Consider the following 25,423-nt stretch of genomic DNA (forward strand, 5'->3'; position numbering starts at 1 on the left):
ACGGCGCGGCCGCGGCGGCGGAGGCCGGCGCGGCCGCCAGGCCCGCCAGCACGCCGGCGGCCAGTGCGGCCTTGGCCAGACGGTGGAGTGACATGGGAGCCATCGTGGGACGCGGCCGTACAAGAGTCGTACAACCGCGGGTTAAGACTTTCTGCCTAGCTCATGACGTCCGAACTTCCGATGCGCGAGCCCGCCGGATCGGCGATCGTGGTGTGATCGCCGAGTCCGAAGTGGAGTTCGCATGTCCGTGGCATCCGAGACGACGCAGGCCTGGATCCTGCTGGGCGTGGCCGGCGTCGCCGTGCTGGCCTTCGCCGTGCTGTTCCTGGCCGCGCTCGTCGGCATCCTGCGGTCCCCGCTGACCGGCGGGATGAAGCTCGTCTGGGTGGTCTTCGCCTTCTGCGCGCCGTTCCTGGGCAGCGTGCTGTGGTTCCTGTTCGGCCGCCGCGACGCCGCCGTGGCGGTCCGGCGGTGATCGTCGCGGACGGACTCGGCAAGTCCTATCGGGACGGTGCCTTCGCGAGGCCGGCCGTGGTGCTGACGGCCGCCGCGGTCGGCGCGGGCCGTCACGGGAGCCTAGGCTGATCACGGTGAAGCGATGGCTGAGCTGGTGGGACGGCCGCCTCCTCCTGCTGGCGCTCGATGTCGCGGTGGCCGCCGCCGTCATCGTCGTGTCGCTGACCGGCGGTGACCCGCGGGACCCGCACCCCGCGCTGTACGTCCCCGCCGTCGTCGTCTCCGGGCTCGCCCTGCTGGCTCGGCGCCGGTGGCCCTTCCTCGTGCTGCTCGTCGCCGTCGCCTGCATGCCCGCCGGGGTGACGCTGATCCCGCTGGTGGTGGCGCAGTACTCGGTCGCCGCCCGGCACGGCGTGAGTGTCGTGACCGGGGTGGCCGTGGTCGTCGCCGGGGTCGCCGGGAACGTGGTGCCGGTGCTGCGGGACCCCGGCAGCTTCACCCTCGTCGTGATCGTGCTCGCCACCTTCGTGCTCGGGCCGGTGCTGGCCGGGCTGTGGATGCACCAGCGCGCCGCGCTGCTGGCCGTGCTGCGCGAACGCGCCGACGAAGCCGAGCGCACCCGGACCCTGCTGGCCGACCGGGCCGTCTTCGCCGAACGGCGGCGGATCGCCCGCGAGATGCACGACGTCGTCGCCCACCGGGTGACCGCGGTCGCGCTGCAGGCCGGCGCCCTTTCGATGCGGGCGCCGGACGAAGAAACCGAGCAGGCCGCCGAAACCATCCGTGCCACCAGCGCGCTCGCGCTCGACGAGCTGCGCGGGATCCTGCGGGTGCTGCGCGACGACGCCCCGGCCGGGGACGCCGGCCCCGGTGTCCTCGCCTCGCTGGAACGCCTCGTCGACGGGGTCGCCGCGAGCGGGGCGCGGGTCGAGCTGGCCCTGCCGGACCCGCTGCCGGTGGTGCCCGGCGACGTCGGCCGGGCCGTGTACCGGGTCGTGCAGGAATCGCTGACCAACGCGGGCAAGCACGCGCCGCACGCCGCCGTCGGGGTCCGGCTCGCGGTTACCGGTGGCCGGCTGGAGGTGGCGGTGACCAACCGGCTGACCCCGCGTGGCAGCACCGTCCCGGGGTCCGGCTACGGTCTGGTCGGGATGCGCGAACGAGTGGAGCTGGCCGGCGGCGACCTGGAGACCGGGCCGACCGGCGACGGCCGGTTCCGGGTGCTGGCGCGGTTCCCGGTGGGAGGACGGCGGTGACGGTCAAGGTCGTGCTGCTGGAGGACGAGGAACTGGTCCGCAGCGGCATCCGGATGATCCTGGAGTCGGCGGGCGACGTCGAGGTGGTCGCCGAGGACACCGACGGCGTGCGGGCGGTCGAGCTGACCGACCGCCACCGGCCGGACGTCGTGCTGACCGACGTCCAGATGCCCGAGGTCGACGGGCTCGAAGTGGTCCGGCGGCTGGCGGAGCACCCGGCGGCCCCGGCGGTGGTGGTGCTGACGACCTTCGACGTCGACGAGTACGTCTACACGGCCCTGCGCCACGGCGCGGCCGGGTTCCTGCTGAAGGACACCCCGCCGCGCGAGCTGGTCGACGCGGTGCGCGTCGTGGCCCGCGGCGAGGCGATGCTGTCGCCGAAGATCACCAAGCGGCTGCTGGCCGAATTCGCCGCCGGCGGCGGCTCTTCGCGGGCCCGGGCGAAGCTCTCAGTACTGACCCCGCGCGAACACGACGTGGCCGTCCACATCGGACGCGGGCTGAGCAACGCCGAGATCGGCACGGCGCTGGCGGTCAGCGCGTCCACCGTCAAAGTCCACATCGGACACATCATGGCGAAGCTCGAGGCGGCGAACCGGACCCAGGTGGCGATCCTAATCCACGACGCCGGCCTGAGCTGACCCGCGCCCGCGCCGGTCGAGCACCTTCAGCGACTGTTCGCACCACCGCAGGTTTTCGCGCTCGAACGACAGGCCCCGCATCAGCGTCAGGTACGGGCCGATCCGCTCGGCCTCGGCGAGGTAGTCGTCCTCGAAGCGCCCGTCCAGCAGCCGCGCGCGAAGCCGTTCGTAGCCCGCGATCTTGGCTTCCGCCCGGGCCATCCGCTCGGCCAGCGCCTGCCGGACCGCCCCTTCGTCGCCGACGTCCACCGCCTGCACCTGCACCAGGAGCTCGTCGCGGATCACGCCGGGGCGGGGCGGGCGCGCGGTGAACTCGTGCAGTGCCCGGCGCCCGGCGTCGGTGAGCGAGAACAGCCGCTTGTCCGGGCGCCGCTCCTGGCGGACCACCCGGGCCCGCACCAGGCCGTCGGCCGCCATGCGGTCGAGTTCCCGGTAGAGCTGCTGCGGGGTGGCCGCCCAGAAGTTCGCCACCGAGGCGTCGAACCCCTTCGCCAGGTCGTAGCCCGACGCCTCGCCTTCGAGCAGCGCCGCCATCAGCGCGTTGCGCAGTGCCATGCTCAACTAGTTGAGTGCTTCGCGCTGGATCTGCTCGAACTGCGCCGCCATCGCTTCGGCCAGCGCCTGCGCGGCCGAGAGCGGCCGGACCATCACGGTGAACTCGTCGATCAGGCCGTTTTCGTCGAGGTGCAGGAAGTCGCAGCCCTCGACCCGCACGTCCCCGATCCGGGCTTCGAAGACGAGCGCGTGATCTCGGCCTTCGTCGCCGGTCAGCTCGCGCACGTACCGGAAATCCTCGAACACGCGCAGCACGCCGCGCAGGATCGCGGCGGTGATCGCCTTGCCCGGGTACGGCTTGAACGCGACCGGGCTGCGGAAGACGACGTTTGCCGCCAGTGTCGCGGCCATGGCGTCGGGATCGCGGGCCTCGACGGCCTTGCGGAAGCTGCTCATGCGCACCTCACCTATTCAACTTGTTGACTATCAGGGACAGCGTACCCGTTCGCCTTGGGTGACCGCTCGGCGACGCACAGCTTCACCACAGCCCGGCCACAGCTGCCCTCGCCACGCTGGCCCAAGGCCGGGTCAGGCGGAAGTCAACCGGCCATTACCCACCACGAAGGGACAGGCATGGGAAACGATCACGAGGGACAGCGGGTCAGCCGGCGCCGGCTGCTCGCCGGCGTGAGCTCGGTCGGCTTGGGCGCGCTCGTCACGGCGTGCGCGGGCCGGAGCGCGGGCACGAGCGCCGTCACGACGACGTCCACCGGCGAGACGGTCGCCCTGGAGGCCGTCACCGACGCGGACCTCACCGCCCTGTTCACCGGCGCGCGGACGTGCACCCTCACCGCGTCCACCACGCAGGGGCCGTACTACTTCGACGCCGACAAGATCCGCAGTGACATCCGCGAGGACAAGCAGGGCACGAAGCTGCGGCTCGCCCTGCAGGTGCAGGACAGCGAGACCTGCAAGCCAATCCCGCACGCGGTGGTCGAGATCTGGCACTGCGACGCGGGCGGCCTGTACTCCGGCGCGGAGGCGGCGTCCGGCGGCGGCGGGACCCCGCCGACCGGGACGCCGCCCACCGGAACCCCGCCCACCGGCTCGCCGCCGCCCGGCGGCGGGGACACCGATCTCGTCCCCACCGACGACAAGCGGTACCTGCGCGGCGCCCAGGTCACCAACCAGCGCGGGATCGTCGAGTTCACCACGATCTGGCCAGGCTGGTACCGCGGCCGGACCGTGCACGTCCACGTGATGGTGCACGCCGGCAACGAGAAGACGCTCACGACGCAGCTGATGTTCGACGAAACGCTGAACGCGCGGGTGTTCGCCACCCAGCCCTACGCGCAGCACACCGGCCGGGACACCTTCAACGACGGCGACTCGATCTACCAGCCGAGCATGCTGCTGAAGGTGACCCGGGCCCGGGACGGCCACGTGGGCTGCATCGTGCTCAACGCCGACCCGGACCACGACGGCGTATAACGTCTCACGCCCGCCCGAGCCACTCGGCGAGCGTCGTGTCGGCCAGCCGCGCGCCCGGTCCCGGCAGGAGGTCCTCCGGCCCCGGCACCGCCCCGAAGTACGGTGCCCGCGGGTCGGTGACCACCGGCCGCGGATCGGAGCGCGCGGTCAGCACGGTGCGCACCCACTCGTCGAGGCCGAAGACTTCCGGCCCGGCGATCTCGGCGACCCCGCCGGTGGCCGGCCCGGCGGCGGCCCGGCCCACCGCGGCCGACACCTCGGCCGCGGCCATCGGCTGCACGCCGGCGCCGGGCAGGCGGACGACGCCGTCGGTGGTCGAGCCGTCCGCGATGCCGCCGGCGAACTCGAAGAACTGGGTGGCGCGCACGATCGAGAACGGCAGCCCCGATCCGGCGATCAGCTCCTCCTGTGCGACCTTGGCCCGGAAGTACCCGACGTCCGGCTGCCGGTCCGTGCCCACCACGGACAGCGCGACGTAGTGCCGGACGCCCGCCTCCTTCGCCGCGTCGACCAGGTTGGCGGTCGACGTGCGGAAGAAGGCCAGCACGTCGTCGTCGGCGAACGACGGCGAGTTCGAGACGTCCACCACGACGTCGGCGCCCTGCAGCACCTCCTTCAGCCCCTCGCCGGTGATCGTGTTCACCCCGGTGCTCGGCGCCGCGGGCACCGCTTCGTGGCCCTGCTCGGCCAGCCAGGTCACCACGTTCCGGCCGATCAGCCCGGTCCCGCCGATGACGACGACCTTCATGTGTCCGTTCCCTCCGTCCGGCGCCGCCCGGTGGCCCCGGACGGCTGCGCATCCCGGAGACGAGATTGCGCGCCGGTCCGTGACAGCGCAGCGGGGTTCGCTCGAACGGAGGAGGGCGCTACACGCCGGCCCGGCGGGGCTCGTACTGCGCGCGCAGGGCCTTCTTGTCCGGCTTGCCCAGCCCGGTCATGGGCAGCGACTCCGCCACGATCACCTGCTTGGGCACGTGCACCGGGCCCTTGCGCTCGCGCACCGCGGCCTGGATCTCGGCGGTGAGCCGCTCGAGGTCGTGGCCGGCGTCCTCGCGCAGGACCACGACCGCCGTCACCGCTTCGCCCCACTTCTCGTCCGGGGTGCCGATCACGCCGACCTGGGCGACCGCCGGGTGCTCGGCCACGACGTCCTCGACCTCGCGGGGGAACACGTTGAACCCGCCGGTGACGATCATGTCCTTGACCCGGTCGACGATGAACCAGAAGCCGTCCTCGTCTTCGCGGGCGACGTCGCCGGTGTGCAGCCAGCCGTCGCGGAAGGTCTCGGCGGTGATCTCCGGCAGGTTCCAGTACCCGCCGGCCAGCAGCGGCCCGGCCACGCAGATCTCGCCCGGCTCGCCCGGGGCCACCGGGTTGCCGTCGGCGTCGAGCAGCGCGGTGCGCAGGAAGGCCGACGGACGGCCGCAGGAGGCGAGCCGGGCGTCGTCGTGGTCGCCCTTGGCGAGGTAGCTGATCGCCATCGGGGCCTCGGACTGGCCGTAGTACTGGGCGAAGATCGGGCCGAACCGGTCGATCGCCTCGCGCAGGCGCACCGGGTTGATCGACGCGGCCCCGTAGTAGACCGTCTGCAGCGAGGACAGGTCGCGGGTGCGCGAGTCGGGGTGGTCCATCAGCGCGTAGAGCATGGTGGGCACCAGCATGGTCGCGGTGATCCGCTGCTCTTCGATGATCCGCAGGGTGTCGGCGGGGTCGAACTTCGGCACGACGACCAGGGACCCGCCCTTGATCAGCGTCGGGGCGAAGAACGCGGCGCCGGCGTGCGAGAGCGGGGTGCAGATCAGGAACTTCGGCGCCTCGGGCCACTCCCATTCGGCCAGCTGGATCTGCGTCATCGTGGTCATCGCCTGCGCGGTGCCCATGACACCCTTGGGCTTGCCGGTGGTCCCGCCGGTGTAGGTGATCGAGACGACCTGGTCCGGCGGCAGCACGGCGGGCGCCAGCGGCCGGGGTTCGAACGTCGCGGCGGCCGCGGTGAGGTCCTTGCCGACGTGGGCCAGCGGCTCCGGCACCGGTCCGATGGTGAGCACCTGCGTCAGGCCGGGGACCTTGTCGAGCAGGCCGAGCGCGCGGTCGACGAAGGCGGGCACCGGGTCGATGATCAGCGTGGTGATGCCGGCGTCGCCGAGGATGTAGGCGTGGTCGTCGAGCGACCCGAGCGGGTGCAGCGCGGTCCGCCGCGAGCCCTGCAGCTGCCCGGCGGCGATGATGAGCAGCACTTCCGGCCGGTTCAGCGACAGCAGCGCGACCGGCGCGCCGGTGCCCGCGCCGAGTGCCTCGAAGGCCTGGGCGTACTGGCTGACCTGCTCGGCGGTCCGGCCCCCGGTCATCGTGGTCTCGCCCAGCACCATGACGGGCTTGTCCCGGTGCCGTTTCAGGGCGGAGACGACCAGGTGGCCGAGGTGGTTCGGATACCGCATCGCCTGCTCGTCCATCCCGGTCCCTTCCACGGCGCCAGACTAGAACACGTTACTGTTCTCGACAAGATACGGCGGTTGGGCGGGGTTTGTCAGCTCGGCGGTGCGGTGGAACAGGTTTCAGTGAGCCCGGAGGGCGCGCCGCAGGCTGCGACGCGCCCTCCGGAACGACCTCAGCCGTGCAGCCGGCCGAGGTAGCCGCGGTCCACCGCGACCAGGGACACGCTCACGTACCCGTCGAGCAGGGCCTTCGCGTCACTGTCGGCCTCGTACGCCGGCGACGGCACCACGTCGTAGGACAGCTGGTACGTCCCGTCCGCGGCCGGGACGTACTTCACCCAGCCCGAAGCCACCCGGCTGACCTTCGTCCAGCGCACCGGCGACGCCCCCGCGCCCGGCGCCACGTCCGGCTGGTTGACGTTGACCAGCGCCATGTCCTGCACGAACTTCCACGTCCGGGGCGACGCCAGCAGACGGAGGGTGACGTCGGCCGCGGCCTGGTACGTCTCCGTCGACGGGGGCGTGGCGCCCGAACCCGCGCTGACCGCCAGTGCCGGCAGGCCCCGCTCGATCGCCACCGAAGCGGCGCCGACCGTGCCGGACATGCTGATCGGGAGGCCGGTGTTCTGGCCCGCGTTGATCCCGGAAAGGACCAGGTCCGGCCCGCTCGTCCAGCCGAGCCGCTGCGGCAGGATGCCGGTCAGCGCCAGCTCGGTCACGTCCGCCGGGGTGAGGGACGCGCTGCCCGGGCCGCACGGGGTGGCACCCTGGCACGCGCCCAGCACGAGCCCGTGCCCCGGCGCGCTCGCGCAGTCCGCGGCGAACTCCGCCGGCACCGCCGGCGGCGGCGCGACGGACGACGTGAACGACACCGCCGTGGACCGGCCCTTGCCGCCCTGGACCGCCCACGGGCCGACGATCGCCACGTCGGCTCCGGCCCGGCACAGCGCCTGCCGGAGCACGTAGATGCCCCGCCCGTCCGACCCGTCGGGCTTCGCCGCCTGCACCGAGTCGTCGTTGACCAGCAGAACCTTCTTGCCCCCCAGCGAAACCGGTTGATCGGGCCGCGGGCTGGCTTGGGCGGGCACGGCCAGCGACAGGGCAACCACCGCCGCGACCGCGACGCGCAAAGCCTTGAACCGCATCGCCACCTCCTCATTCGTTCGGAAACTCAATCGTTCGGAATCGGCGGGGCCAGGGTAGCGAGAACGGCGGTGGCGAGGGGGTGTTTCGGCGGTTTCGCCGGCGAGCCCGCCCCGGACCGGGACGGGCTCGCCGTGGACACTCCTTTGTGGACGGTTACGGCACCGGGGCCGCCTGGGCCCGGGCCACGGCCTCGTCGCGGTCGGGTTGCAGCAGGTAGCCCGCGCGCAGGGCCCGGTCGGCCGCCGCGGTGAACTTGGCGACGTAGGTGGCGTGGTCCGGGTACAGCCGCCGGATCCGGGCCGGCGTCAGCGGCGAGGTCGTGCCCAGCAGCAGACACGCGCCCGGCACGTTGCCGCCACTGTTGTTGGGCGCGTAGGACGCCACCGGGACGTCCAGGTCGGGCAGCCGGACGCCGCCGAGGGCGTTCTGGTCGCCGTCGCGCAGGATGATCAGGTTGAGCAGCATCGAAATCGGTGCCGCCGCCGGCGGGGCCGCGCCACCGCGGGCCCACCGGTCCAGGTAGCGGAACGCCGCGTTTTCCGCATACCGGAAGGTCATGCTGTTGACCGGCTTGTCGCACGTCGTCGGGGCGCCGTCGTTGATGGACCCGTCCCGGGCGTTGGCCGCGTTGTACAGGTTCAGCCCGTACTGGTCGGCGTGCGCGGTGCCGGCCACCTCCCAGGTCCGCACCTGCGCGGTGTCCTGCCGGACCGAGGCTGACGCGATGACGTCGGTCTCCGACTGCAGGACGAACACCGGGACGCCGAGATCGGTGCGGATCTTCGCCGACAGCGGCCCGGCGACGCCGTCGCCGATCGGGGCCGCGAGCGCGGCCCGGCCGTGGATCAGGAAGCCCTGATAGCTGCGCCGCACCGGCTGGATCGCGTTGGCGAAGGTGGTCAGCCGCAGCGCGGACTGCGAGTGTCCGCTGCCCAGCACGACGGCCGGCGTCCGCCCGCCCAGCAGCTGCGGGTTCGCCCGGACCGCCTGCGCGGCCTGCGAAAAGACATCGTAGGACAGCGCGTCCCCGCTGAGGTTCACCGCGGCGTACCGGGCGGGGTCGAGACTCTTGAGCTTGTCGGCACCGGCTTTCTGGGTCGTCACGCCGACGTAGGCGTAGCCCTCGCGGATGAAGTGCTCGTAGGACTGCGAGAAGTCCACCGGGATGTCGACGCCGAAGCTGACGTTGAGCCATTCGACCACGACCGTGCCGGTGAACCGGGCGGCGTCGCGCGGCCGCACGACGACCATCCGGGTCGTGTACGGGGTGCCGGTGGAGGCCACGCGCGTGGCCCAGCGCCCGTCTTCGGTCCACAGTCCCACCTGGTCGAACGTGTCGGCCTGGCCGGACAGCAGGTACTCCTCTTCGACGTACCCGCGGGCGGCGAGGTCGAGGACGCCGTGGGCGCCGCTCACCGGCCAGCCCCGCCCGGCGTCCGCGGGCACCGCCGTCACGGTGGGCGCGGCGGCGGACGGTCCGGCTTGGGCGACCCCGGGAAGCACCAAGGACGGCAGGAGCACGGTCAGCAGCACGAGCAGGGCTCTGCGCATGGGTAAACCCTTCTGGTGGGCGACGGCCCGCGAAGCGGCTCCCGGCTCCCCGAACCGTCCACATCGGACACTGAGGCGGCGACCGGCCCGGTCACCGCCGTTGTCTTTACCCGCCGGTAATGGCCGGAGGCAACGTCCGGCCCGCGCACCGGGGGGAATCCACCCGGGATCGCTCAGGGATGTGACAACTCGACGGGCCCGGCACTCGGCGGAAAGCGAATTCACAGAATGTCCTTTCGGCGCCGCAACCTTGCGCATGGGTCGCTCGTTGCGCGACTATCTCGGGACGTTCTGCACGTGCATCCGCACGGCGAGGGGGTGTGGTGACCGAAGTGGCGCCGGCGGTGGCCGGGACGACGGACGTCCCTGGCGACGCGGCTTTGATCGCAGCGGTCCGTGGTGGCGACATCGCGGCCTACGGCGAGCTCTATGACCGGCACCTCGCCGCGGCCCGGCGGGTGGCGGCCGCGATCGCGGCCGACCCGGCGGAGCGGGACGACCTGGTCGCCGAGGGATTCACCCGCGTACTACGGATTCTGCGTTCCGGCGAAGGCCCGGACGAGGATTTCCGGCCGTACCTGCTGACGACCATCCGGAACACGATGATCAGCTGGCGCCGCCGCGACGCGGCCGTCTCGGTGGTGGCCGAGGTTCCGGATGTGACGCCGAGTGCGGGGAGTGACGAGCCGGTCGGCGACCGGCTGCACGCCAACGTCGCCGCGGACGCGTTCGCGAGCCTGCCCGAGCGGTGGCGGGCGGTGCTGTGGCGGACCGAGATCGTCGGGGAGTCGCCCGCGCAGATCGCCGAAGACCTCGGGATGACCCCGAACGGAGTAGCGGCGCTGGCCTACCGCGCCCGGGAGGGCCTGCGCCAGGCCTACCTGGACCAGCACGTCCCCGAAGCGCGGCGGCGCACCTGCAAGAACGTCTCCGCGCAGCTGGCCAAGTTCGTGCGCGACGGCATCTCCGACCACAAGGCGCAGCGGATCGCCGCCCACCTCGACCGCTGTGCCGACTGCCGGAGCCTGGCCACCGGTCTCCGGGAGCTCAACGAGGAACTGCCGGCCTCCGTCGCCCCGCTCATCCTGGGTATCCCGGTCGCGACGCACTGGCTCACCGCGACGGCGACCGGGTCCGGCGCCGCCGGCACCGGCGTTTCCGTCCTGTCGTGGGCGACGGCGGCGAAGGTGGCCGCCGCGGGCGCGGCGCTGGTCACGACGGTGACGATCGGCGCGAGCACGTCCAGCGATGCTCCGCCGCCGCTGTCCGGCAGCGAGGGCACGACGACCCAGCCCGTGCAGACCGGGCCGCAGGCCGGTTCCCGCGCCGGACTCCCGCCCGGCGGTGTCGCGCCGACGTCGGAGGCGGCGGGGACGGTGCCCGGCGCCACGGACGTACAGCCGACTGGCGCGGAGCCGGCGGGCGAGTCGGCGGGCGAGTCCGCCGGGGCCTCGGAAACCGGGGTGGCGGCAGGCGACGGGAACGGCAACGGCGTCGGCAACAACCCGGACAAGCAGGCCGCGAAGGAGTCCAAGAAGGCGGCCAAGGAGTCGTCGAAGGCCGCGAAGTCGTCCGCGAAAGAGTCGCGGAAGGCCGAGAAGACGAAGAACCCCGGGGAGTGACCCGGCGCCGCGTGGCGCCGGGTCCTCCCGCTCAGCAGGGCTGCAGCAGCCAGCAGAGCCGGTAGTTCGCCTGGTACGTGGCGCCCGTCGCCGGCGCGACGACGTTCTGCGTCCGCGCCCCGCCGTGCGCCCAGCCGGTGAAGGCGTACTTCATGTTCAGCGGCGGCACGTTCTGCGGGCTGTTCGCGCTGATCGAATTGGTCGATCCGGCGATCACCGTCCGGGAGAACGGCGTCCGCTGCTGGGTCCCGCCGACGGTGAGCATCGCCTGGCTGGGACTCGAGGTGAAGTTCAGCGTCACCGTCTTCGGCTGCAGGTCGATCGTCTTGGACCCGGTCCGGCCGGTGGAGTCCGTCGCGGTCAGCGTGAGCTGCAGGTACGACGGGTACTCGTGGTCCGGCGCGACGAACGACCCCGAAGCGACGCCCGGGAAGTCCTGGACGTTGTGGGTGTGGCAGGTGCCGTTGGCCGCGCAGTGCCGGATGGCCAGCCGCCAGGACAGCGCCGAGGGCGGCAGCTCGCCGTCCTGGGCGTCGACGGCACGGCCGGAGAACGGCACCGTCTGCCCGACCGACCAGTTCAGCGTCGCGGCCGGGGTGTCGATGACCGGCACCGGGTCGAGCCCGGCCGGGGTTCCGACGGTCACCCGGACCGTCGTGGTCGCCGAAGCGCCGTGGGAGTCGGTGACCCGCAGCCCGGCGTCGACCGCCGCCGCGGTGGTGTAGGTCCAGGTGGGCTTCGGGGCCGCGGAGTCGTCGTAGGCGCCGTCCGCGTCGAGGTCCCACGCGTAGGACAACGTGTCGCCGGCGTCCGGATCGGTCGAACCGGTGCCGTCGAACTGGACGGTCAGCGGCGCCGGGCCGCTGGACGGCGTCGCGGTGGCCGCGGCGACCGGCGGCCGGTTGCCGCTGCCCGCGTAGCTCACCCGGCGCAGTTCCCCGGCGCCCAGCGCGACGTAGAAGAGGTCACCGCCGGGACCGGTGAGCACCTGCACCGGAGTGTTGACGCCGGTCACGAACGGCACCAGCTTGCTGGGACTCGGCTGGCCGGAGACCGTCTGCATCGCCCAGATGCAGCCGCGGGAGGAATCGGCGAAGAACAGCGCGCCGGCGTACTCGGCCGGGTAGTTGCTGCCGGATTCGAAGGCGATCCCGCTGATCGAGGAGCCGCCGGTGGGACACGGGTCGGTGGCCACCACCTTGGCGCTGTGGTTGTAGGCGTAGAACGGCGCGGTCTGGCCACCCGCCGAGTACAGCGATTCGCAGCGGTCGAGGTTCGCGCCGTCGTACCCGGCCTGACGGCCGGCGCCTTCGAAGCAGGGCCAGCCGAAGTTCTCGGCCACGGCGTCGCCGGCGTTGGCGACCCGGTTGATCTCCTCCCAGGTGTTCCAGCCGACGTCCCCGGCCCACAGTTCGCCGGTGCCGGGCCGGAACCCGAACCGGAACTGGTTGCGCGAGCCGTAGGCGATGACGCGCCGGGCGTTGGCGTCGGAACTGCTCGCGAACGGGTTGCCGGGCAGGCCGTCACCGGTGTCGGGGTCGATCCGCAGCAGCGCGCCGTTGAGCAGCACCGGCTGCCCGGCGGCGCGGCGCGGGGACTGCGACCGCAGCGCGCCGCCTTCGGACGATGGCGGGCTGAGGTTCGTGCCGGCCGGCGAAGGCGGGTCGGCGCAGGGGTTGCCGACCTGGCCGTAGTCGGCGAAGTTGAAGCTGGCGCCGTCGCCGCCGCCCGCGTACAGGGCGCCGTCCGGGCCGAAGGCGAGCGCGCCGACCGAGTGGCTCGGGTACTGCTGGCACCAGCCGGTGACCAGCGGTTTCTCGCTGACCGCCGTCCCGCCCGGGCCCATCGTGAGCTGGGAGACGCGGCCGGTCACGACGCAGCCGGCGTCGGTCGCGCCCGGCGGCGTCGGGCAGGTGTCGCCCCACTTCGGTGCGGTGCCGCCTGGGAGGGCGTCAAGGGTGTAGGAGACGTAGACGTACGGCCGGGTGGGGAAGGCCGGGTCGACCGCGAGCCCGAGCAGGCCGCGGTCCCAGAAGTCCTGGGTCGGCGTGCGCAGGTCGGCGAACACGGTCGCGGTCGGATCGGCCAGGTTGTCGAACACCTTGACCAGACCGCTCTTCTCGGCGACGAACACCCGCCCGTCGGGGGCGAACGCGGCGGCGGTCGGCGAGCTGAGGCCACCGATGGCGAGCGTGTCGCTGAAGCCGGCGGGCACGGCCGCGGCGGCGGGTGCCGCGACGGCGAGCGCCACGGCGAGCGGCACGACCACCCCCGCGGCCAGCGCGCGTCTTGATCTTCGCGAAACCAGGGAACGACGTGGACCCATCACGAACTCCTCCTGCGGCGGGGACCGGACTGGCGCGAACGCCGTCCGGTATGGCGCCCGGCGTCCGAAAGTTGTTACGCCGACGCAAGAAAAACGCACGAACAGCTCAATCCCGTTAAGGGTCAACGACTTGCCGCCGTGCGGCCGTCTGGTTCCAGTGGTAACTCGATCATGGTATCACTGACGATAACGTAGTTAGTATCAGTGTGAACGTCGAGAAGGGGTACGCCATGATCGTCATCGCCGGGGGCGCCGGCCAGCTCGGATCGCGCATCGCCGACCGGCTGCTCGCGCGGGTGCCCGCCGCCGAGATCGGGGTCAGCGTCCGCGATCCCCGCCGGGCCGGGGAGCTTGCCGCGCGGGGGGTCCGGGTCCGGCGCGGTGATTTCGCCGACCCGGAATCGCTCGCCGAGGCGTTCGAGGGGGCAACCCAGGTCCTCGTCGTGTCGACGGACAAGGCGGGCGCCGAAGCGGTGGCGCACCACGTCGCGGCGATCGAAGCCGCACGCGCAGCGGGGGCGAAGCGGGTCCTGTACACGAGCCACCAGGCCGCGGCGGCCGATTCGCGGTTCGCGCCGATGGCCGACCACGCCACGACGGAGGGTCGGCTCGAAGGGGCGCCGTTCACCGCGCTCCGCAACGGTTTCTACGCGAGCACGGTGCCGTTGCTGCTGGGTGGGGCGTTGGAGACCGGCGAGCTGGCGGCCCCGGCCGACGGCCCGGTCTCCTGGACGGCGCACGCCGACCTGGCCGAAGCCGCGGCGATCATCCTGGCGGAGGAGGGCCGGTTCGACGGGCCGACGCCGCCGCTGACCGCCCCGGTGGCCCTTGATCTCGAGGACGTCGCCGCGCTGCTGACCGAGCTGACCGGGCGTTCCGTCCGGCGGGTCGTGGTGTCCGATGACGCCTGGGCGGCCGGGTTGGTCGGGCACGGGGTTCCGGCGGAGCGGGCCGAGCTGTTGCTGGGAATGTTCCGGGCGGCTCGTCGTGGTGAGTTCGCCGCGGCTGGGCCGGACCTCGAAGCCCTCCTGGGCCGTCCGGCCACCCCGCTCCGGACCGTCCTCGCCGAGGCTCTCAAGCTATAAACCGGGTGTATAAACTCCGGCTATACACACCGTGTACAGTCGTCGCCATGTCGATCGGACTCACCCTGCTCGGGTTGCTGGAAAACGGCCCCCGGCACGGTTACGACCTGAAACGCGCCTACGACGACCGCTTCGGGCACGACCGGCAGGTGCACTACGGCCAGGTCTATTCGACGCTGGCGCGGCTGTTGAAGCAGGGGCTCGTCGAGGCCGACGGCGTCGAGGTGGACGGTGGCCCCGAGCGGAAGCGGTACGCCATCACCGATGCCGGGGTCGCCGACGTCGCCGGGTGGCTGGCCACGCCCGAAAAGCCCGATGCCTACCTGCACAACACGCTCTACACCAAGGTGGTGCTCGCGCTGCTGTCCGGGCGGCCCGCGGCGGACGTCCTCGACGTCCAGCGGGCCGCCCACCTCGACGCCATGCGCGCGCTCACCCGCCGCAAGACCGGCGGCGACCTCGTCGACCAGCTCGTCTGCGACCACGCGCTGTTCCACCTGGAAGCCGACCTCCGGTGGCTCGAACTCACCGCCGCCCGGCTCGACCGGCTGGCGGAGGCGATCCGATGAGCGAGCTGCTGCTGGAGGCCACCGACGTCCGCAAGGCGTTCGGCCCCACCGAGGCGCTGGCCGGGGCGAGCCTGCAGGTGCGCGCGGGGGAGATCGTCGCCCTGATGGGGCCGTCGGGAGCCGGCAAGTCGACCCTGCTGCACTGCCTGGCCGGGATCGTCCGGCCGGACGCCGGGACCGTCCGCTACCTCGGCGCGGACCTGGCCACCATCTCCGACCGGGCGCGCTCGGCGTTGCGCCGCACCGAGTTCGGGTTCGTCTTCCAGTTCGGGCAGCTCGTCCCGGAGCTCACCTGCCTGGAGAACGTGGCCCTGCCCCTGCGGCTGAACGGCGACCGCGGCCGCGCGGCCGGGCAGCGGGCGCGGGCGATGCTGGCCGAACTCGACCTGTCCGGTGTCGCCGGGAAGCGGCCGGGGGAGGTGTCCGGCGGGCAGGGGCAGCGGGTGGCGGTGGCCCGTGCGCTGGTGACCGCGCCGCGGGTCGTCTTCGCCGACGAGCCGACCGGCGCGCTGGACTCGCTCAACGGCGAGCAGGTGATGCGGCTGCTGACCACCGTCGCCCGCGAGCGGGACACCGCGGTCGTCCTGGTGACGCACGAGGCGCGCGTCGCGGCCTACTCCGACCGCGAGGTGGTCGTGCGCGACGGCCGGACGCGGCAGCTCGAGGTGACCCGGTGATCCGGCGCTGGGTGGCCGATCTGCTCCTCGGCGTACGGCTGGCGATCGGCGGCGGCGGAGCCCGGACCGCGCTGGTGCGGCTCACCCTGATCACCGTCGGCGTCGGCCTCGGCGTCGCCGTCCTGCTCACCGCGACGTCGCTGCCGCAGATGCTCACCGCCCGCGGCGAGCGGTCCGCCGAGCGCACGCCGCTCGCCGCGACCATCCCCGGTGTCGACGCCGTCCACGTCGTCGGCCGCGGCGACGAGTTCCGCGGGCGCGGGATCCAGGGGTACCTGGTGCAGCCGACCGGGCCGCACCCGCCCGCGGTGCCGGGCGTCGACCGGCTGCCGGGGCCCGGCGAGGCCGTGCTGTCCCCGGCCCTGCTGGACCTGCTGCGGTCACCGGAGGGGGAACTGCTCCGCCCGCGGTTCCCGCAGCGGGTGGCCGGCACCATCGGCGACGCCGGGCTGACCGGGCCGAACGAGCTGTACTTCTACCTCGGCTCCGACACCGTCGCCCGGCAGCCGCAAGCCGTTGCGGTGAGCGAATTCGGCCGCCCGCACCAGCGGCGCGCCCTCGAACCGATCGAGCTGCTGCTGGTCGTGCTGGGCGCGACGACGTGCCTGGTGCCGGTGTTCGTCTTCGTCGTCACGAGCACCCGGCTCGCCGCCGCGTCCCGCGACCGGCGGCTGGCCGCGCTGCGGCTGGTCGGCGCGGACCGCGGCCAGGTGCGCCGGATCGCCGCCGGGGAGGCTCTGCTCGCCTCGCTGGCCGGGCTCGTGGCCGGCGCGGGCCTCTTCCTGCTCGTGCGGGCGCTCGTCCCGCGGATCACCGTGTCCGCCTTCCGCGGCGGGATCTTCGCCGCCGACGTCGTACCCGACTGGCGCCTGGGCCTGCCGGCCTTGCTGGCGCTGCCGCTGCTGGCGTGCGCGACGGCCGTCTTCGCGCTGCGGGGAGTCGTCATCGAGCCGCTCGGGGTGGTGCGGCGGGGGACGCGGCTGCGGCGGAAGCTCTGGTGGCGCCTCGTGCCCCTGGTGGCCGGCGGGGCCTTGCTGGCCGGCAAGCCGGGCACCGAAGACACCCGGGACCCGCTGGTGGTCGGCGGGGTGGTGCTCGTCCTCGTGGCCGTGCCCCTGGTGCTGCCGTGGCTGGTCGAGCGCGTCGCGGGCGTGCTCGGCGGGGGTTCGCCGGCCTGGCTGCTGGCCGTGCGGCGGCTCCAGCTGGACAGCGCGACGGCCGCGCGCCTGGTCAGCGGGATTGCGGTGGTGCTGGCGGGATCCATTGCGCTGCAAGGTGTCTACGCCCGCGCCGAAAGCGACCGGCCGGTGGATCGGGACGTCCGGGTGCTGGCGACCGCCTTCGCCACCACGCTCGCCGACGTCCCGGCCTTCGCCACCGCCCTTCACGCCCTGCCCGGGCTGGGCGGCATCCCCGTGCAGACCCGCGCCATCCTGTACGACGCCGCGGGCCGGAAGGTCTCCGCCGTCGTGGGCACGTGCGCCGAGCTCGAGGTCGCGGACTGCCGCGACGGTGACGTCTACGCGACGGGCGCCGCGGCGCCCGGGGCCTACCGGCCCGCACCGGGGGACCGGCTGTGGTTCTACGACGCCCGGCGGACCGACCCGGCGGCACCTCCACAGTGGACGGTCCCGGCGGGCTACCACGTCACCGGCGGCGTCGGCGAGGCGCCGGCCCTGCTCGTCACGACGGCGGCCCTGCGCACGGCGACGAGCGTCGGGCTGAGCTCGACCGCGCGGATTCCCGCGGCCGGGCCGGACCTGGTGGAGCAGGTGCGCAACGCCGCGGGCTGGACCGGCGTCGTCAGCTCCCTGGGCACCGAACGGGACGGCACCTACGCGCTGATCACCCGGGTGCTGTCGGTGGGCTCGCTCGTGGTGCTGCTGCTCGCGGCGGCCGGCCTGCTGATCGCCGCGGCGGAGCAGCTGCGGGAACGGCGGCGTAGCCTCGCCGCGCTGAGGGCGGGCGGTGTCGGGCGCGGGGTGCTCGCCCGGTCGTTGTTGTGGCAGCTGGCGATCCCGGTGGCGGTGGCGGTGGTCGTCGCCGTGCTCGCCGGGCTCGGCCTCGATTGGCTGCTGCTCACGCTGGTCGTCCACCGCCCGATGGTGGTCGACGTGGCGACCATCGGGCTGCTCGCGGTGACCGCGGCCGCGGCGGTGCCGGCCGTGACCGCGGTGACGTTGCCGGCGCTGTGGCGGACGTCGAGCCTGGAGCACCTGCGGGAGGAGTGAGCCGGCGGTACAACCGCCGTACAAGGCCGGTGTACGGATTTTGGATTGCCGGCTGGCGTACTGCTCCCATGCGAACTCCGAAAGCGATCCTCCTCGCGCTGGCCGTGGCGGCCGGTGTGGTGGCGTTGCCCGGGACGGCGAGCGCCGCCTACAGCGACCCGTTGACGACGACCACCAAGCAGAACCTGGTGTGGCACGCCACGCCGGCCGCGGCGCTCACCGCGTTGGACAACGCGCTGCCGAACGTCAGCCTCAACACCGTGGTCAACGACCCCAGCTACAGCATGACCGGCTGCACCACGGCGGAGAAGGCGTCGCTGCCGAAGGCGCCGGTGGCCACCAAGGCGATGTGCTGGGACGCCGACCGCGCCGGGACGACGACGTGGGTCCCCCAGTCCATCACGACCTCCGGCGACGCCGACGACGACGGGAAGTGGGGCGACGACAAGGTCATCCTGTCCGGCTGGCACGGCACCGACGCACTCAGCACCGCCAACGAGAACCGGTACAACGACGCGCGGATCCAGGCGATCAACTACAACGATCCCGCCAAGCCGTCGTACCGGATGCTGTACCTGGCCGTGCCCAACAGCACCGGCAGCACCTTCGCCGCCGCCGAGGCGCACATGGGCGGGATGGCCTGGTACGGCGACAAGATCTACGTGACCGCCGTGGGCAGCACCTCGACCGCGATCCGGGTCTTCAGCACCAAGCACATCCTGCAGATGACCGACACGACGTCGAACGCGATCGGCAAGACGTCGTCCGGTTACGCGGCCTGGACGTACAAGTACGCGATGATGCAGATCGGCTACTACAGCTACACCGGCGGCACCTGCACCATGGCTTCGGACACCGCGGTGCCGTGCTTCTCGTCGATGTCGCTGGACCGCAGCACCAGCCCGGCGAGCATCGTGACGTCGGAGTACTTCAAGGAGACGAACCTCCACGGCCGCCTCTACCGCTACCCGATGGGCGAGGACTTCCTGCTGGCGGCCTCGTCCGGCACGGTCCCCGCGACCGAGGCGTTCCGCAGCAACGTGGGCAACGTCCAGGGCGTCCTGTCCAACGCCGGCAAGTGGTACGTGGCCCACAGCTCGGCGACGATCAACGGCCAGCTCTGGGCCCAGACGACGGCGAAGAGCACCTCGGCGACGTGCGGCACCGGCACGACGGCCTGCTGGGCCATGCACCCGGAGGCGCTGACGTACGACTCGTCGACGGGCCTGGTGTGGTCCATGGCGGAGTGGTCCACGGCCGAGTGCGCGGCGAAGAGCCAGACCTGCGGCCGTTCGGTGTTCGCGGTGCCACTGTCCTCGCTGCCCGCGTGATCCGGCCCTGAAATGCCGCCGCCCCGGGGGAATCACCCCGGGGCGGCCTTCACACGCCGGGGTGACCGCAGGCGTAGATGTTCGCCGAGGCCAGCTGCACGCAGGCGGGGCAGGTGTTGACCGGCCGGTCGCGGCGGCCGTAGTACGGGTGGGTGGCGCCGCACAGTGCCTTGATCACGTCCCCCGGGCGCGGGTCCGGGTGGCACCGGGGGCAGTAGGCGTGGGCGGCGCGTTCGACGTCGGCGCTCATGCCACCCGGTTACCCACCCGCCGCCACGTCCACACCGTCCGGCCGCCGGTGAAGCACCAGATCGCGATGACCGGGTCGCAGATCGCGCAGCCGAACGACGAATCGTGGGCGAACGGCAGGATCGGCTGGCCCTTGAGGTGGTGGACGACGTCCCAGCCGGTGTGCAGCAGCCAGCCGATGCCGATGAACGTCCACGAGTCCAGCCCGCGGAAGGCGACGTAGGTCAGCATCGCGCAGAACACCAGCTCCCACGGCCCGAGCGCGCCGCCGGAGAGGTAGGCCGCGCCGGCGCCGCCCACCACCACGGCGTTGAACCGCTGCCGGTGCCGGTCCGGGATGAGCGAGTTGAGCAGGACGTAGACGAGGCCGATGAGGATCGGCGCCAGGATCTCGAGCACGGAACCCGACGTTAGGAACCGGCCGCCCGGGCGGCCAGTGGCTCGATGGCCAAGGGCTGCCGGGATCTCGCCACGAGCAATTAACTCAAGCGCTTGACTTAAATTGGGGTACGCTGCGGCCATGACCACGACCGAACCGCTCACCGCGGACAGCCCGATCGGCGACTGGGTCGCCCACCCCGACGGCGGCCCGCTCGTCCGCGCCCTGCTCGCGGAGGCGGGCGTGGACGAAACCGTCCTCGCGCCGGTCCGGCTGCTGCCGTTGCGGCAGCTGGTCGCCCTGAGCCGGGGACGGCTCGCCCAGGACGTCGTCGACGACCTGGTGACCCGGGCCAACCACGGGGTGACCCCGGCGCCCGGGGCCGGCCGGACGGGCTGGCGCGAGCGGATCGTGCCCGGCCGGTTCGAGGGCCGGACGGTCGTGGTGACCGGCGCCGCCTCCGGCATCGGCCGGGCCACCGCCTCGCGCATCGCCCGCGAAGGCGGCCGGGTCGTCGCGGTCGACGTCTCGGCCGGCCGGCTGGACGAGTTCGCCGCGGAGATCGGCTCGCCGGAGCTGGTCGCCGTGGCGGCCGACATCACCGACGAGGACGGCGTCGCGCGGATCCTCGCCGCCGCCGGGCCGCGCATCGACGGGCTGGCCAACGTCGCCGGCGTCGTCGACGACTTCTCCCCGGCCCACGAGGTGCGCGACGAGCTGTGGCGGCGCGTCTTCGCCGTGAACGTCGACGGGACGTTCCGGCTGATCCGCGCGGTCGTCCCGGCGATGCTGGAAGCGGGTTCGGGCGCCATCGTGAACGTCGCTTCGGAAGCCGCGCTGCGCGGTTCGGCCGCCGGGATCGCCTACACCGCCTCGAAACACGCCGTCGTCGGCATCACCCGCAGCTGCGCGTTCATGTACGGGCCGCACGGCATCCGCGTCAACGCCGTCGCGCCGGGCGGGGTCGCGACCGGGATGGGGATGCACGCGGAGCCGTCGGAGTTCGGGCAGGGCCGGGTCGGGCAGTTCCTGGGTCTCGTCCCGCCGATCGCCACGGCCGAGCAGCTCGCGGCGTCGATCACCTTCCTGCTCGCCGACGACGGCGTGAACGTCAACGGTGCCCTGCTGCCGTCCGACGGCGGCTGGTCGGTGCAGTGACCGCGCTGTCCGCGGTGGCGCCCGAACTGCGCGGCCGGGTCCGGCGGGTGCCGCGCCTGCCGCTGCACCGGGCCTGGGTGCGGCGCCTGGTGCGGGCGGGGACCGCGCGGATGCGGCCGCCGTCGCGGCCGGACGTCGCCGTCGAACTGCGCCCCGGCCTGCGCGTGTACCGGCCGCGGACCCCGCGGTCGGACCTCACGCTGCTGTGGATCCACGGCGGCGGCCTGGTCATCGGCGGCGCGGCCCAGGACGACCGGTTCTGCGCCGCGACGGCGGCCGAGCTCGGCATCACCGTCGTCTCGGCCGAATACCGGCTCGCCCCGGAAAACCCGTACCCGGCGGCGCTCGACGACTGCCACGCCGCCTGGACGTGGCTGCGGGGCGACGTCGCCGCGGACCGGGTGGTCGTCGGCGGCCAGAGCGCCGGCGGCGGGCTCGCCGCGGCCCTCGTGCAGCGCCTGCGCGACGAGGGCGAGCGGCCGCGGGCGCAGTGGCTGTTCTGCCCGATGCTCGACGACCGCACCGCCGCCCGGCGCGACCTCGACGGCGCCGGGCACCGGGTCTGGGACAACCGCCTCAACCGCTTCGGCTGGCGCTCCTACCTCGGGACCGAGCCCGGCGCGGCGGTGGTGCCGCTCTACGCCGTGCCCGCGCGCCGCGACGACGTCACCGGGCTGCCGGACACCTGGATCGGCGTCGGCGACATCGACCTGTTCCACGACGAGGCCGCCGAGTACGCCCGGCGCCTGCGGTCGGCCGGCGTGGCGACGACGTTCCACGTCGTGCCCGGCGGCCCGCACGGGTTCGAGGCCTGGGCGCCGTCGACCGGGTTCAGCCGCGGCTACCTGGCCACCGCGCGGGCGTGGCTGGGCCGGTTCCGGTGACGGCGTCCGTAAGGTGGGGGCCGGCAGAACGTCGGGGTGACCGGGTGGGTGGATGAACGTCAAGGCGGATCGCGCGAGTGCCACGCGGGAGAGCATCCTCGTGACGGCGGAGCGGTTGTTCGCCGAGAACGGCGTGCACGCGGTGTCCAACCGGCACATCAGCGAGGCGGCCGGGCAGGGCAACAACGCCGCGGTCAACTACCACTTCGGCACCAAAGTGGACCTGGTCCGCGCGATCGCCCGCAAGCACTTCGGCCGGATCGAGCGGCTGCGCGAGGAGCTGGTCGACGCCATCGAGGGCGACGGCGAGCTGCGCGACTGGGTGGCGTGCCTGGTCCGCCCGTCGACGAGCTACCTGCACGAGCTGGGCGCGCCGACGTGGTTCGCGCGGTTCAGCGCCCAGGTGATGACCGACCCGGCGTTGCGCGTGATCGTCGTGGAGGAGTCCCTGTCCTCCCCGGCGCTGGCCCGCGCGGTCGAGGGCCTCGACCGCTGCCTGGACGGCCTCCCCCCGGAAGTCCGCGCCGAGCGCGGCGACATGGCCCGCCAGCTGATGATCCACATGACGGCCGAGCGCGAGCGAGCCCTGGCCGAGGGAACGCCGACCCCGAGGGCGAGCTGGAACGACGCGGGCACGGGTCTGATCGACGCGATCACCGGCCTCCTCCTCGCCCCGGTGACCCCCGCCTCTTGACCCAGCCGGCCGTGTCGTCCGTTCGATCACACGTGCCGTCCGGTGCGGTTCGTCCGCGCGGATAATTCGGGCGGCCGGAGTTCGTGGCCGGGGACGAACGGCGAGTGCGGAAATCCTCCTAACGTCACCTCGATCGGGCGGTGACGAGGAGGCGGCGGGTGCGGACACTCTTGCGGGGCGGCCGGGTCGTCGATCCGGGGACCGGGTTCGACGGCGTCGCCGACGTGGTCCTGTCCGAGAACGGGATCGAGGCCGTCGGGGCCGGGCTGGAAGCGGACACCGAGGTCGACGTCACCGGGCTCGTCGTCGGGCCCGGGTTCGTCGACCTGCACAGTCACGTGCACTCCGTCGCCGGGCAGCGGCTGCAGGCGATGGACGGCGTCACCACCGCCCTCGACCTCGAAGCCGGCCTGATGCCCGTCGAGCGCGCCTACGCCGAGGCCGCCGCGGCCGGGCGGCCGCTGCACTACGGCTTCTCCGCCTCCTGGGGTGCTGCCCGGGCGCAGGTCCTGGCCGGGATCGAGCCCGATGCGAACATCGACAGCGGCCTGGCCGTCCTCGGCAACCCCGCCTGGCAGCGGTCCTCCACCCCCACCGAGCTGACCGCCTGGCTGTCCCTTTTGGACACCGAGCTGGCCGCGGGCGCCCTGGGCATCGGCGTCCTCATGGGGTACGCGCCGCAGTCCGCGCCCGCGGAGTTCCTCGCCGTCGCCCACCTCGCCGCGCGGGCCGGCGTGCCCACCTACACCCACGTGCGCGAACTCGTCGAGGTCGATCCCGCGATCCCGGTCGACGGCTCGGCCGAGATCGCCGCCGCCGCGGGGGAGACCGGTGCCGCGATGCACCACTGCCACGTCAACAGCACCTCCGGCCACCACGTCGACCGCGTCCTCGCCACGCTCGACGACGCCCGGCGCGCCGGTTCCCGCGTCACCGTCGAGGCCTACCCCTACGGCGCCGGCAGCACCGCGGTCGGTGCCGCCTTCATCGAGCCGGACCGCCTGCGGCTCAAGGGACTCCGGCCGTCCAGTGTGGTCATCCTCGAAACCGGCGAACGCGTGCGCGACGAAGCCCGCCTGCGTCAGCTGCGCCGGGACGACCCGGGTGCGCCGTGCCTCCTGGAGTTCCTCGACGAGGACAACCCCCGCGAACGCGCGCTGCTGCACCGGGCCCTGGCCTTCCCCGACGCCGTCGTCGCCAGCGACGCGATGCCCGTGTCCTGGCCGGACGGCCGCAGCGAGAGCACCGAGTGGCCGCTGCCGCCCGGCGGCCGGACGCACCCGCGCACCGCGGGCACCTTCGCCAAGACCCTGCGCCTGATGGTCCGCGAGACCGGCGCCTGGAGCTGGCTCGAGGCGTTCCGGCGCTGCTCCTACCTGCCGTCACGGCTCCTCGACGACGTCGCGCCCGACGCCCGCCGCAAGGGCCACCTGGGCGCCGGAGCCGACGCCGACGTCGTCGTCCTGGACCCGGACCGGATCACCGATGCCGCCACCTACGCCGACCCCACCCGGCCCTCCCACGGCGTCCGGCACCTGTACGTCGCCGGAGTTCCGGTGGTCCGCGACGGGACCCTGGACACCGGCGCACTGCCCGGCCGGCCGTTGCGGGGTGAGCCGCGGTGATCGACGACATCGAGACACTCGTCCGGTGCGAGTCACCGTCGGCCGACCACGAAGCCGTCGCGCGCAGCGCCGAGGTGGTCGCCGGGATCGGCGGCCGCGTGCTCGGCGTCGAACCCGAACGGATCGTCATCGGCGGCTGCACGCACCTGCGCTGGCGGTTCGGCGACGGCGAGCCGCGGGTCCTGCTGCTCGGCCACCACGACACCGTGTGGCCACTGGGATCCCTGCGCACGCACCCCTTCGAGGTCCGCGACGGGATCCTGCGCGGACCCGGCTGCTTCGACATGAAGGCCGGGGTCGTGATGGCCCTGCACGCCGCTGCCGCGCTGCCCGACCGCGACGGCCTCTCGATCCTCGTCACCGGCGACGAAGAAATCGGCTCGCCGCTGTCGCGCACCTTGATCGAAGAGGAAGCCAAGAGCTGCGACGCGGTCTTCGTGCTCGAAGCCTCAGCCGACGGCGGCGCGCTGAAGACACGCCGCAAAGGCGTTTCCCTCTACCGCGTCGAGGTCGACGGCCGGGCCGCGCACGCCGGGCTCGAACCGGAAAAGGGCGTCAACGCGGGGATCGAGATCGCCCACCAGATCCTCGCGATCGCCGCGCTTGCCGACGCCGACCGCGGCACCACCGTCGTGCCGACCGCGCTGACGGCCGGGACCACGACGAACACCGTGCCCGCCCAGGCGAGCGTCGCCGTCGACGTGCGGGTGTGGGACGCCGCCGAACAGGAGCGCGTCGACCGCGCCATCAGAAGCCTCGCCCCGGTGCACGAAGAGGCCCGGATCCACATCTCCGGCGGCATCAACCGCCCGCCTCTGGACGCGGGAGCGTCCGCGGAGCTGTTCGTGCTCGCGAACGAACTCGCGGGCGGGACGCTCACCGAGGCCGCGGTCGGCGGCGCCTCGGACGGCAATTTCACCGCCGGGCTGGGCATTCCGACGCTCGACGGCCTCGGCGCGGTCGGCGGGGGAGCGCACGCCGACGACGAACACGTCGTCGTCGCCGAACTGCCCCGGCGAACCGCGCTGCTCACCGCGCTCACCGAAGCCGTCCTGACCCGGCGGAGTTCGTCCGCGCCGACGAACACCGGCGACGAATCCCGTGCGGGACAACGGTGACCGG

At 73.2% G+C, this 25,423-nt stretch carries 24 protein-coding genes; 15 read left to right on the forward strand and 9 right to left on the reverse strand.

The window, feature by feature from the left end; all coding sequences use genetic code 11:
* Nucleotides 1-241 precede the first annotated feature (241 nt).
* From ACWEF6_RS28015 to ACWEF6_RS28025, 3 genes are all read left to right on the forward strand, one after another.
* Complete coding sequence (locus tag ACWEF6_RS28015) at nucleotides 242-475, forward strand: PLD nuclease N-terminal domain-containing protein (RefSeq protein WP_449685660.1); 234 nt, start codon at nucleotides 242-244, stop codon at nucleotides 473-475.
* A 115-nt stretch (nucleotides 476-590) separates the two neighbouring features.
* Entirely contained in the window at nucleotides 591-1,712 is a 1,122-nt protein-coding gene (locus tag ACWEF6_RS28020) for a sensor histidine kinase (RefSeq protein ID WP_449685661.1), read from the forward strand.
* Nucleotides 1,709-2,353, forward strand: a complete 645-nt coding sequence (locus ACWEF6_RS28025; protein WP_449685662.1) for a response regulator — start codon at nucleotides 1,709-1,711, stop codon at nucleotides 2,351-2,353. The genes ACWEF6_RS28020 and ACWEF6_RS28025 overlap by 4 nt, the downstream gene beginning before the upstream one ends.
* On the opposite strand, the gene ACWEF6_RS28030 is transcribed toward ACWEF6_RS28025, so the two are convergent.
* Nucleotides 2,327-2,908: a PadR family transcriptional regulator gene (locus ACWEF6_RS28030; protein WP_449685663.1), complete on the reverse strand. Its 582-nt coding sequence runs from the start codon at nucleotides 2,906-2,908 to the stop codon at nucleotides 2,327-2,329. The two genes, ACWEF6_RS28025 and ACWEF6_RS28030, sit on opposite strands and share 27 nt — an antisense overlap.
* Before the next feature lie 6 nt (nucleotides 2,909-2,914).
* Nucleotides 2,915-3,304: a nuclear transport factor 2 family protein gene (locus tag ACWEF6_RS28035; RefSeq protein WP_449685664.1), complete on the reverse strand. Its 390-nt coding sequence runs from the start codon at nucleotides 3,302-3,304 to the stop codon at nucleotides 2,915-2,917.
* Nucleotides 3,305-3,481: 177 nt separating this feature from the next.
* Between ACWEF6_RS28035 and ACWEF6_RS28040 the strand changes: the two genes are divergently transcribed.
* On the forward strand, nucleotides 3,482-4,339 hold the full coding sequence (locus ACWEF6_RS28040) for a dioxygenase family protein (RefSeq protein ID WP_449685665.1): 858 nt from the start codon (nucleotides 3,482-3,484) through the stop codon (nucleotides 4,337-4,339).
* A 4-nt stretch (nucleotides 4,340-4,343) separates the two neighbouring features.
* On the opposite strand, the gene ACWEF6_RS28045 is transcribed toward ACWEF6_RS28040, so the two are convergent.
* From ACWEF6_RS28045 to ACWEF6_RS28060, 4 genes are all read right to left on the reverse strand, one after another.
* Nucleotides 4,344-5,087, reverse strand: a complete 744-nt coding sequence (locus ACWEF6_RS28045; RefSeq protein ID WP_449685666.1) for an SDR family oxidoreductase — start codon at nucleotides 5,085-5,087, stop codon at nucleotides 4,344-4,346.
* 118 nt (nucleotides 5,088-5,205) lie between these two features.
* On the reverse strand, nucleotides 5,206-6,807 hold the full coding sequence (fadD8, locus tag ACWEF6_RS28050) for a fatty-acid--CoA ligase FadD8 (protein WP_449685667.1): 1,602 nt from the start codon (nucleotides 6,805-6,807) through the stop codon (nucleotides 5,206-5,208).
* A gap of 140 nt (nucleotides 6,808-6,947) precedes the next feature.
* Nucleotides 6,948-7,919 (reverse strand): 5'/3'-nucleotidase SurE, encoded by a 972-nt coding sequence (gene surE, locus ACWEF6_RS28055; protein WP_449685668.1) that lies wholly within the window; start codon nucleotides 7,917-7,919, stop codon nucleotides 6,948-6,950.
* 154 nt (nucleotides 7,920-8,073) lie between these two features.
* A complete protein-coding gene (locus ACWEF6_RS28060; protein WP_449685669.1) occupies nucleotides 8,074-9,471 on the reverse strand; it encodes an alpha/beta hydrolase domain-containing protein in 1,398 nt (465 codons plus the stop codon).
* Between the two features lie 323 nt (nucleotides 9,472-9,794).
* Here ACWEF6_RS28060 and ACWEF6_RS28065 point away from each other — a divergent pair, with 323 nt between their 5' ends.
* On the forward strand, nucleotides 9,795-11,093 hold the full coding sequence (locus tag ACWEF6_RS28065; RefSeq protein WP_449685670.1) for a sigma-70 family RNA polymerase sigma factor: 1,299 nt from the start codon (nucleotides 9,795-9,797) through the stop codon (nucleotides 11,091-11,093).
* A 31-nt stretch (nucleotides 11,094-11,124) separates the two neighbouring features.
* On the opposite strand, the gene ACWEF6_RS28070 is transcribed toward ACWEF6_RS28065, so the two are convergent.
* Nucleotides 11,125-13,419 carry a PQQ-dependent sugar dehydrogenase gene (locus tag ACWEF6_RS28070; protein ID WP_449685671.1) on the reverse strand — a complete coding sequence of 765 codons (2,295 nt, stop codon included), beginning with the start codon at nucleotides 13,417-13,419 and terminating at the stop codon, nucleotides 11,125-11,127.
* Nucleotides 13,420-13,625: 206 nt separating this feature from the next.
* Between ACWEF6_RS28070 and ACWEF6_RS28075 the strand changes: the two genes are divergently transcribed.
* The 5 genes from ACWEF6_RS28075 to ACWEF6_RS28095 all read left to right on the forward strand — a co-directional run bounded on the left by ACWEF6_RS28075 (nucleotide 13,626) and on the right by ACWEF6_RS28095 (nucleotide 19,312).
* Entirely contained in the window at nucleotides 13,626-14,504 is an 879-nt protein-coding gene (locus ACWEF6_RS28075; RefSeq protein ID WP_449685672.1) for an NmrA family NAD(P)-binding protein, read from the forward strand.
* Between the two features lie 47 nt (nucleotides 14,505-14,551).
* Nucleotides 14,552-15,073 carry a PadR family transcriptional regulator gene (locus ACWEF6_RS28080; RefSeq protein ID WP_310969988.1) on the forward strand — a complete coding sequence of 174 codons (522 nt, stop codon included), beginning with the start codon at nucleotides 14,552-14,554 and terminating at the stop codon, nucleotides 15,071-15,073.
* A complete protein-coding gene (locus ACWEF6_RS28085; protein WP_449685673.1) occupies nucleotides 15,070-15,750 on the forward strand; it encodes an ABC transporter ATP-binding protein in 681 nt (226 codons plus the stop codon). The genes ACWEF6_RS28080 and ACWEF6_RS28085 overlap by 4 nt, the downstream gene beginning before the upstream one ends.
* Nucleotides 15,747-17,981, forward strand: a complete 2,235-nt coding sequence (locus ACWEF6_RS28090) for an ABC transporter permease (protein ID WP_449685674.1) — start codon at nucleotides 15,747-15,749, stop codon at nucleotides 17,979-17,981. Before ACWEF6_RS28085 ends, ACWEF6_RS28090 begins: the two co-directional genes overlap by 4 nt.
* 68 nt (nucleotides 17,982-18,049) lie before the next feature.
* Nucleotides 18,050-19,312: a hypothetical protein gene (locus ACWEF6_RS28095; RefSeq protein WP_449685675.1), complete on the forward strand. Its 1,263-nt coding sequence runs from the start codon at nucleotides 18,050-18,052 to the stop codon at nucleotides 19,310-19,312.
* 49 nt (nucleotides 19,313-19,361) lie between these two features.
* Here the strand turns inward: ACWEF6_RS28095 and ACWEF6_RS28100 are convergent, their stop codons facing one another.
* The gene (locus tag ACWEF6_RS28100; protein WP_449685676.1) at nucleotides 19,362-19,562 is read right to left on the reverse strand and encodes a hypothetical protein; all 201 of its coding nucleotides are present in this window, start codon (nucleotides 19,560-19,562) and stop codon (nucleotides 19,362-19,364) included.
* The gene (locus tag ACWEF6_RS28105) at nucleotides 19,559-19,960 is read right to left on the reverse strand and encodes a DUF6010 family protein (RefSeq protein ID WP_449685677.1); all 402 of its coding nucleotides are present in this window, start codon (nucleotides 19,958-19,960) and stop codon (nucleotides 19,559-19,561) included. The genes ACWEF6_RS28100 and ACWEF6_RS28105 overlap by 4 nt, the downstream gene beginning before the upstream one ends.
* Nucleotides 19,961-20,081: 121 nt before the next feature.
* Here ACWEF6_RS28105 and ACWEF6_RS28110 point away from each other — a divergent pair, with 121 nt between their 5' ends.
* The 5 genes from ACWEF6_RS28110 to ACWEF6_RS28130 all read left to right on the forward strand — a co-directional run bounded on the left by ACWEF6_RS28110 (nucleotide 20,082) and on the right by ACWEF6_RS28130 (nucleotide 25,419).
* A complete protein-coding gene (locus ACWEF6_RS28110; RefSeq protein WP_449685678.1) occupies nucleotides 20,082-21,098 on the forward strand; it encodes an SDR family NAD(P)-dependent oxidoreductase in 1,017 nt (338 codons plus the stop codon).
* Nucleotides 21,095-21,982, forward strand: coding sequence for an alpha/beta hydrolase (locus tag ACWEF6_RS28115; RefSeq protein WP_449685679.1), 888 nt, complete (start codon nucleotides 21,095-21,097; stop codon nucleotides 21,980-21,982). Before ACWEF6_RS28110 ends, ACWEF6_RS28115 begins: the two co-directional genes overlap by 4 nt.
* A 52-nt stretch (nucleotides 21,983-22,034) precedes the next feature.
* Nucleotides 22,035-22,676, forward strand: coding sequence for a TetR/AcrR family transcriptional regulator (locus ACWEF6_RS28120; protein ID WP_449685680.1), 642 nt, complete (start codon nucleotides 22,035-22,037; stop codon nucleotides 22,674-22,676).
* A gap of 140 nt (nucleotides 22,677-22,816) precedes the next feature.
* A complete protein-coding gene (locus tag ACWEF6_RS28125) occupies nucleotides 22,817-24,301 on the forward strand; it encodes an amidohydrolase family protein (RefSeq protein ID WP_449685681.1) in 1,485 nt (494 codons plus the stop codon).
* Nucleotides 24,298-25,419 carry a M20 family metallopeptidase gene (locus ACWEF6_RS28130; RefSeq protein ID WP_449685682.1) on the forward strand — a complete coding sequence of 374 codons (1,122 nt, stop codon included), beginning with the start codon at nucleotides 24,298-24,300 and terminating at the stop codon, nucleotides 25,417-25,419. The genes ACWEF6_RS28125 and ACWEF6_RS28130 overlap by 4 nt, the downstream gene beginning before the upstream one ends.
* The last annotated feature ends 4 nt before the right edge of the window (nucleotides 25,420-25,423 follow it).

The sequence above is a fragment of the Amycolatopsis sp. NPDC004772 genome, from assembly GCF_053601215.1.

Excerpts from the sequence above, each read along its gene's own strand:
- ACWEF6_RS28015 (WP_449685660.1), top strand. The coding sequence starts at position 242 with ATGTCCGTGGCATCCGAGACGACGCAGGCCTGGATCCTGCTGGGCGTG.
- ACWEF6_RS28030 (WP_449685663.1), bottom strand. The coding sequence starts at position 2,908 with ATGGCACTGCGCAACGCGCTGATGGCGGCGCTGCTCGAAGGCGAGGCG.
- ACWEF6_RS28035 (WP_449685664.1), bottom strand. The coding sequence starts at position 3,304 with ATGAGCAGCTTCCGCAAGGCCGTCGAGGCCCGCGATCCCGACGCCATG.
- ACWEF6_RS28040 (WP_449685665.1), top strand. The coding sequence starts at position 3,482 with ATGGGAAACGATCACGAGGGACAGCGGGTCAGCCGGCGCCGGCTGCTC.
- ACWEF6_RS28045 (WP_449685666.1), bottom strand. The coding sequence starts at position 5,087 with ATGAAGGTCGTCGTCATCGGCGGGACCGGGCTGATCGGCCGGAACGTG.
- surE (WP_449685668.1), bottom strand. The coding sequence starts at position 7,919 with ATGCGGTTCAAGGCTTTGCGCGTCGCGGTCGCGGCGGTGGTTGCCCTG.
- ACWEF6_RS28060 (WP_449685669.1), bottom strand. The coding sequence starts at position 9,471 with ATGCGCAGAGCCCTGCTCGTGCTGCTGACCGTGCTCCTGCCGTCCTTG.
- ACWEF6_RS28070 (WP_449685671.1), bottom strand. The coding sequence starts at position 13,419 with ATGGGTCCACGTCGTTCCCTGGTTTCGCGAAGATCAAGACGCGCGCTG.
- ACWEF6_RS28080 (WP_310969988.1), top strand. The coding sequence starts at position 14,552 with ATGTCGATCGGACTCACCCTGCTCGGGTTGCTGGAAAACGGCCCCCGG.
- ACWEF6_RS28085 (WP_449685673.1), top strand. The coding sequence starts at position 15,070 with ATGAGCGAGCTGCTGCTGGAGGCCACCGACGTCCGCAAGGCGTTCGGC.
- ACWEF6_RS28095 (WP_449685675.1), top strand. The coding sequence starts at position 18,050 with ATGCGAACTCCGAAAGCGATCCTCCTCGCGCTGGCCGTGGCGGCCGGT.
- ACWEF6_RS28100 (WP_449685676.1), bottom strand. The coding sequence starts at position 19,562 with ATGAGCGCCGACGTCGAACGCGCCGCCCACGCCTACTGCCCCCGGTGC.
- ACWEF6_RS28110 (WP_449685678.1), top strand. The coding sequence starts at position 20,082 with ATGACCACGACCGAACCGCTCACCGCGGACAGCCCGATCGGCGACTGG.
- ACWEF6_RS28120 (WP_449685680.1), top strand. The coding sequence starts at position 22,035 with ATGAACGTCAAGGCGGATCGCGCGAGTGCCACGCGGGAGAGCATCCTC.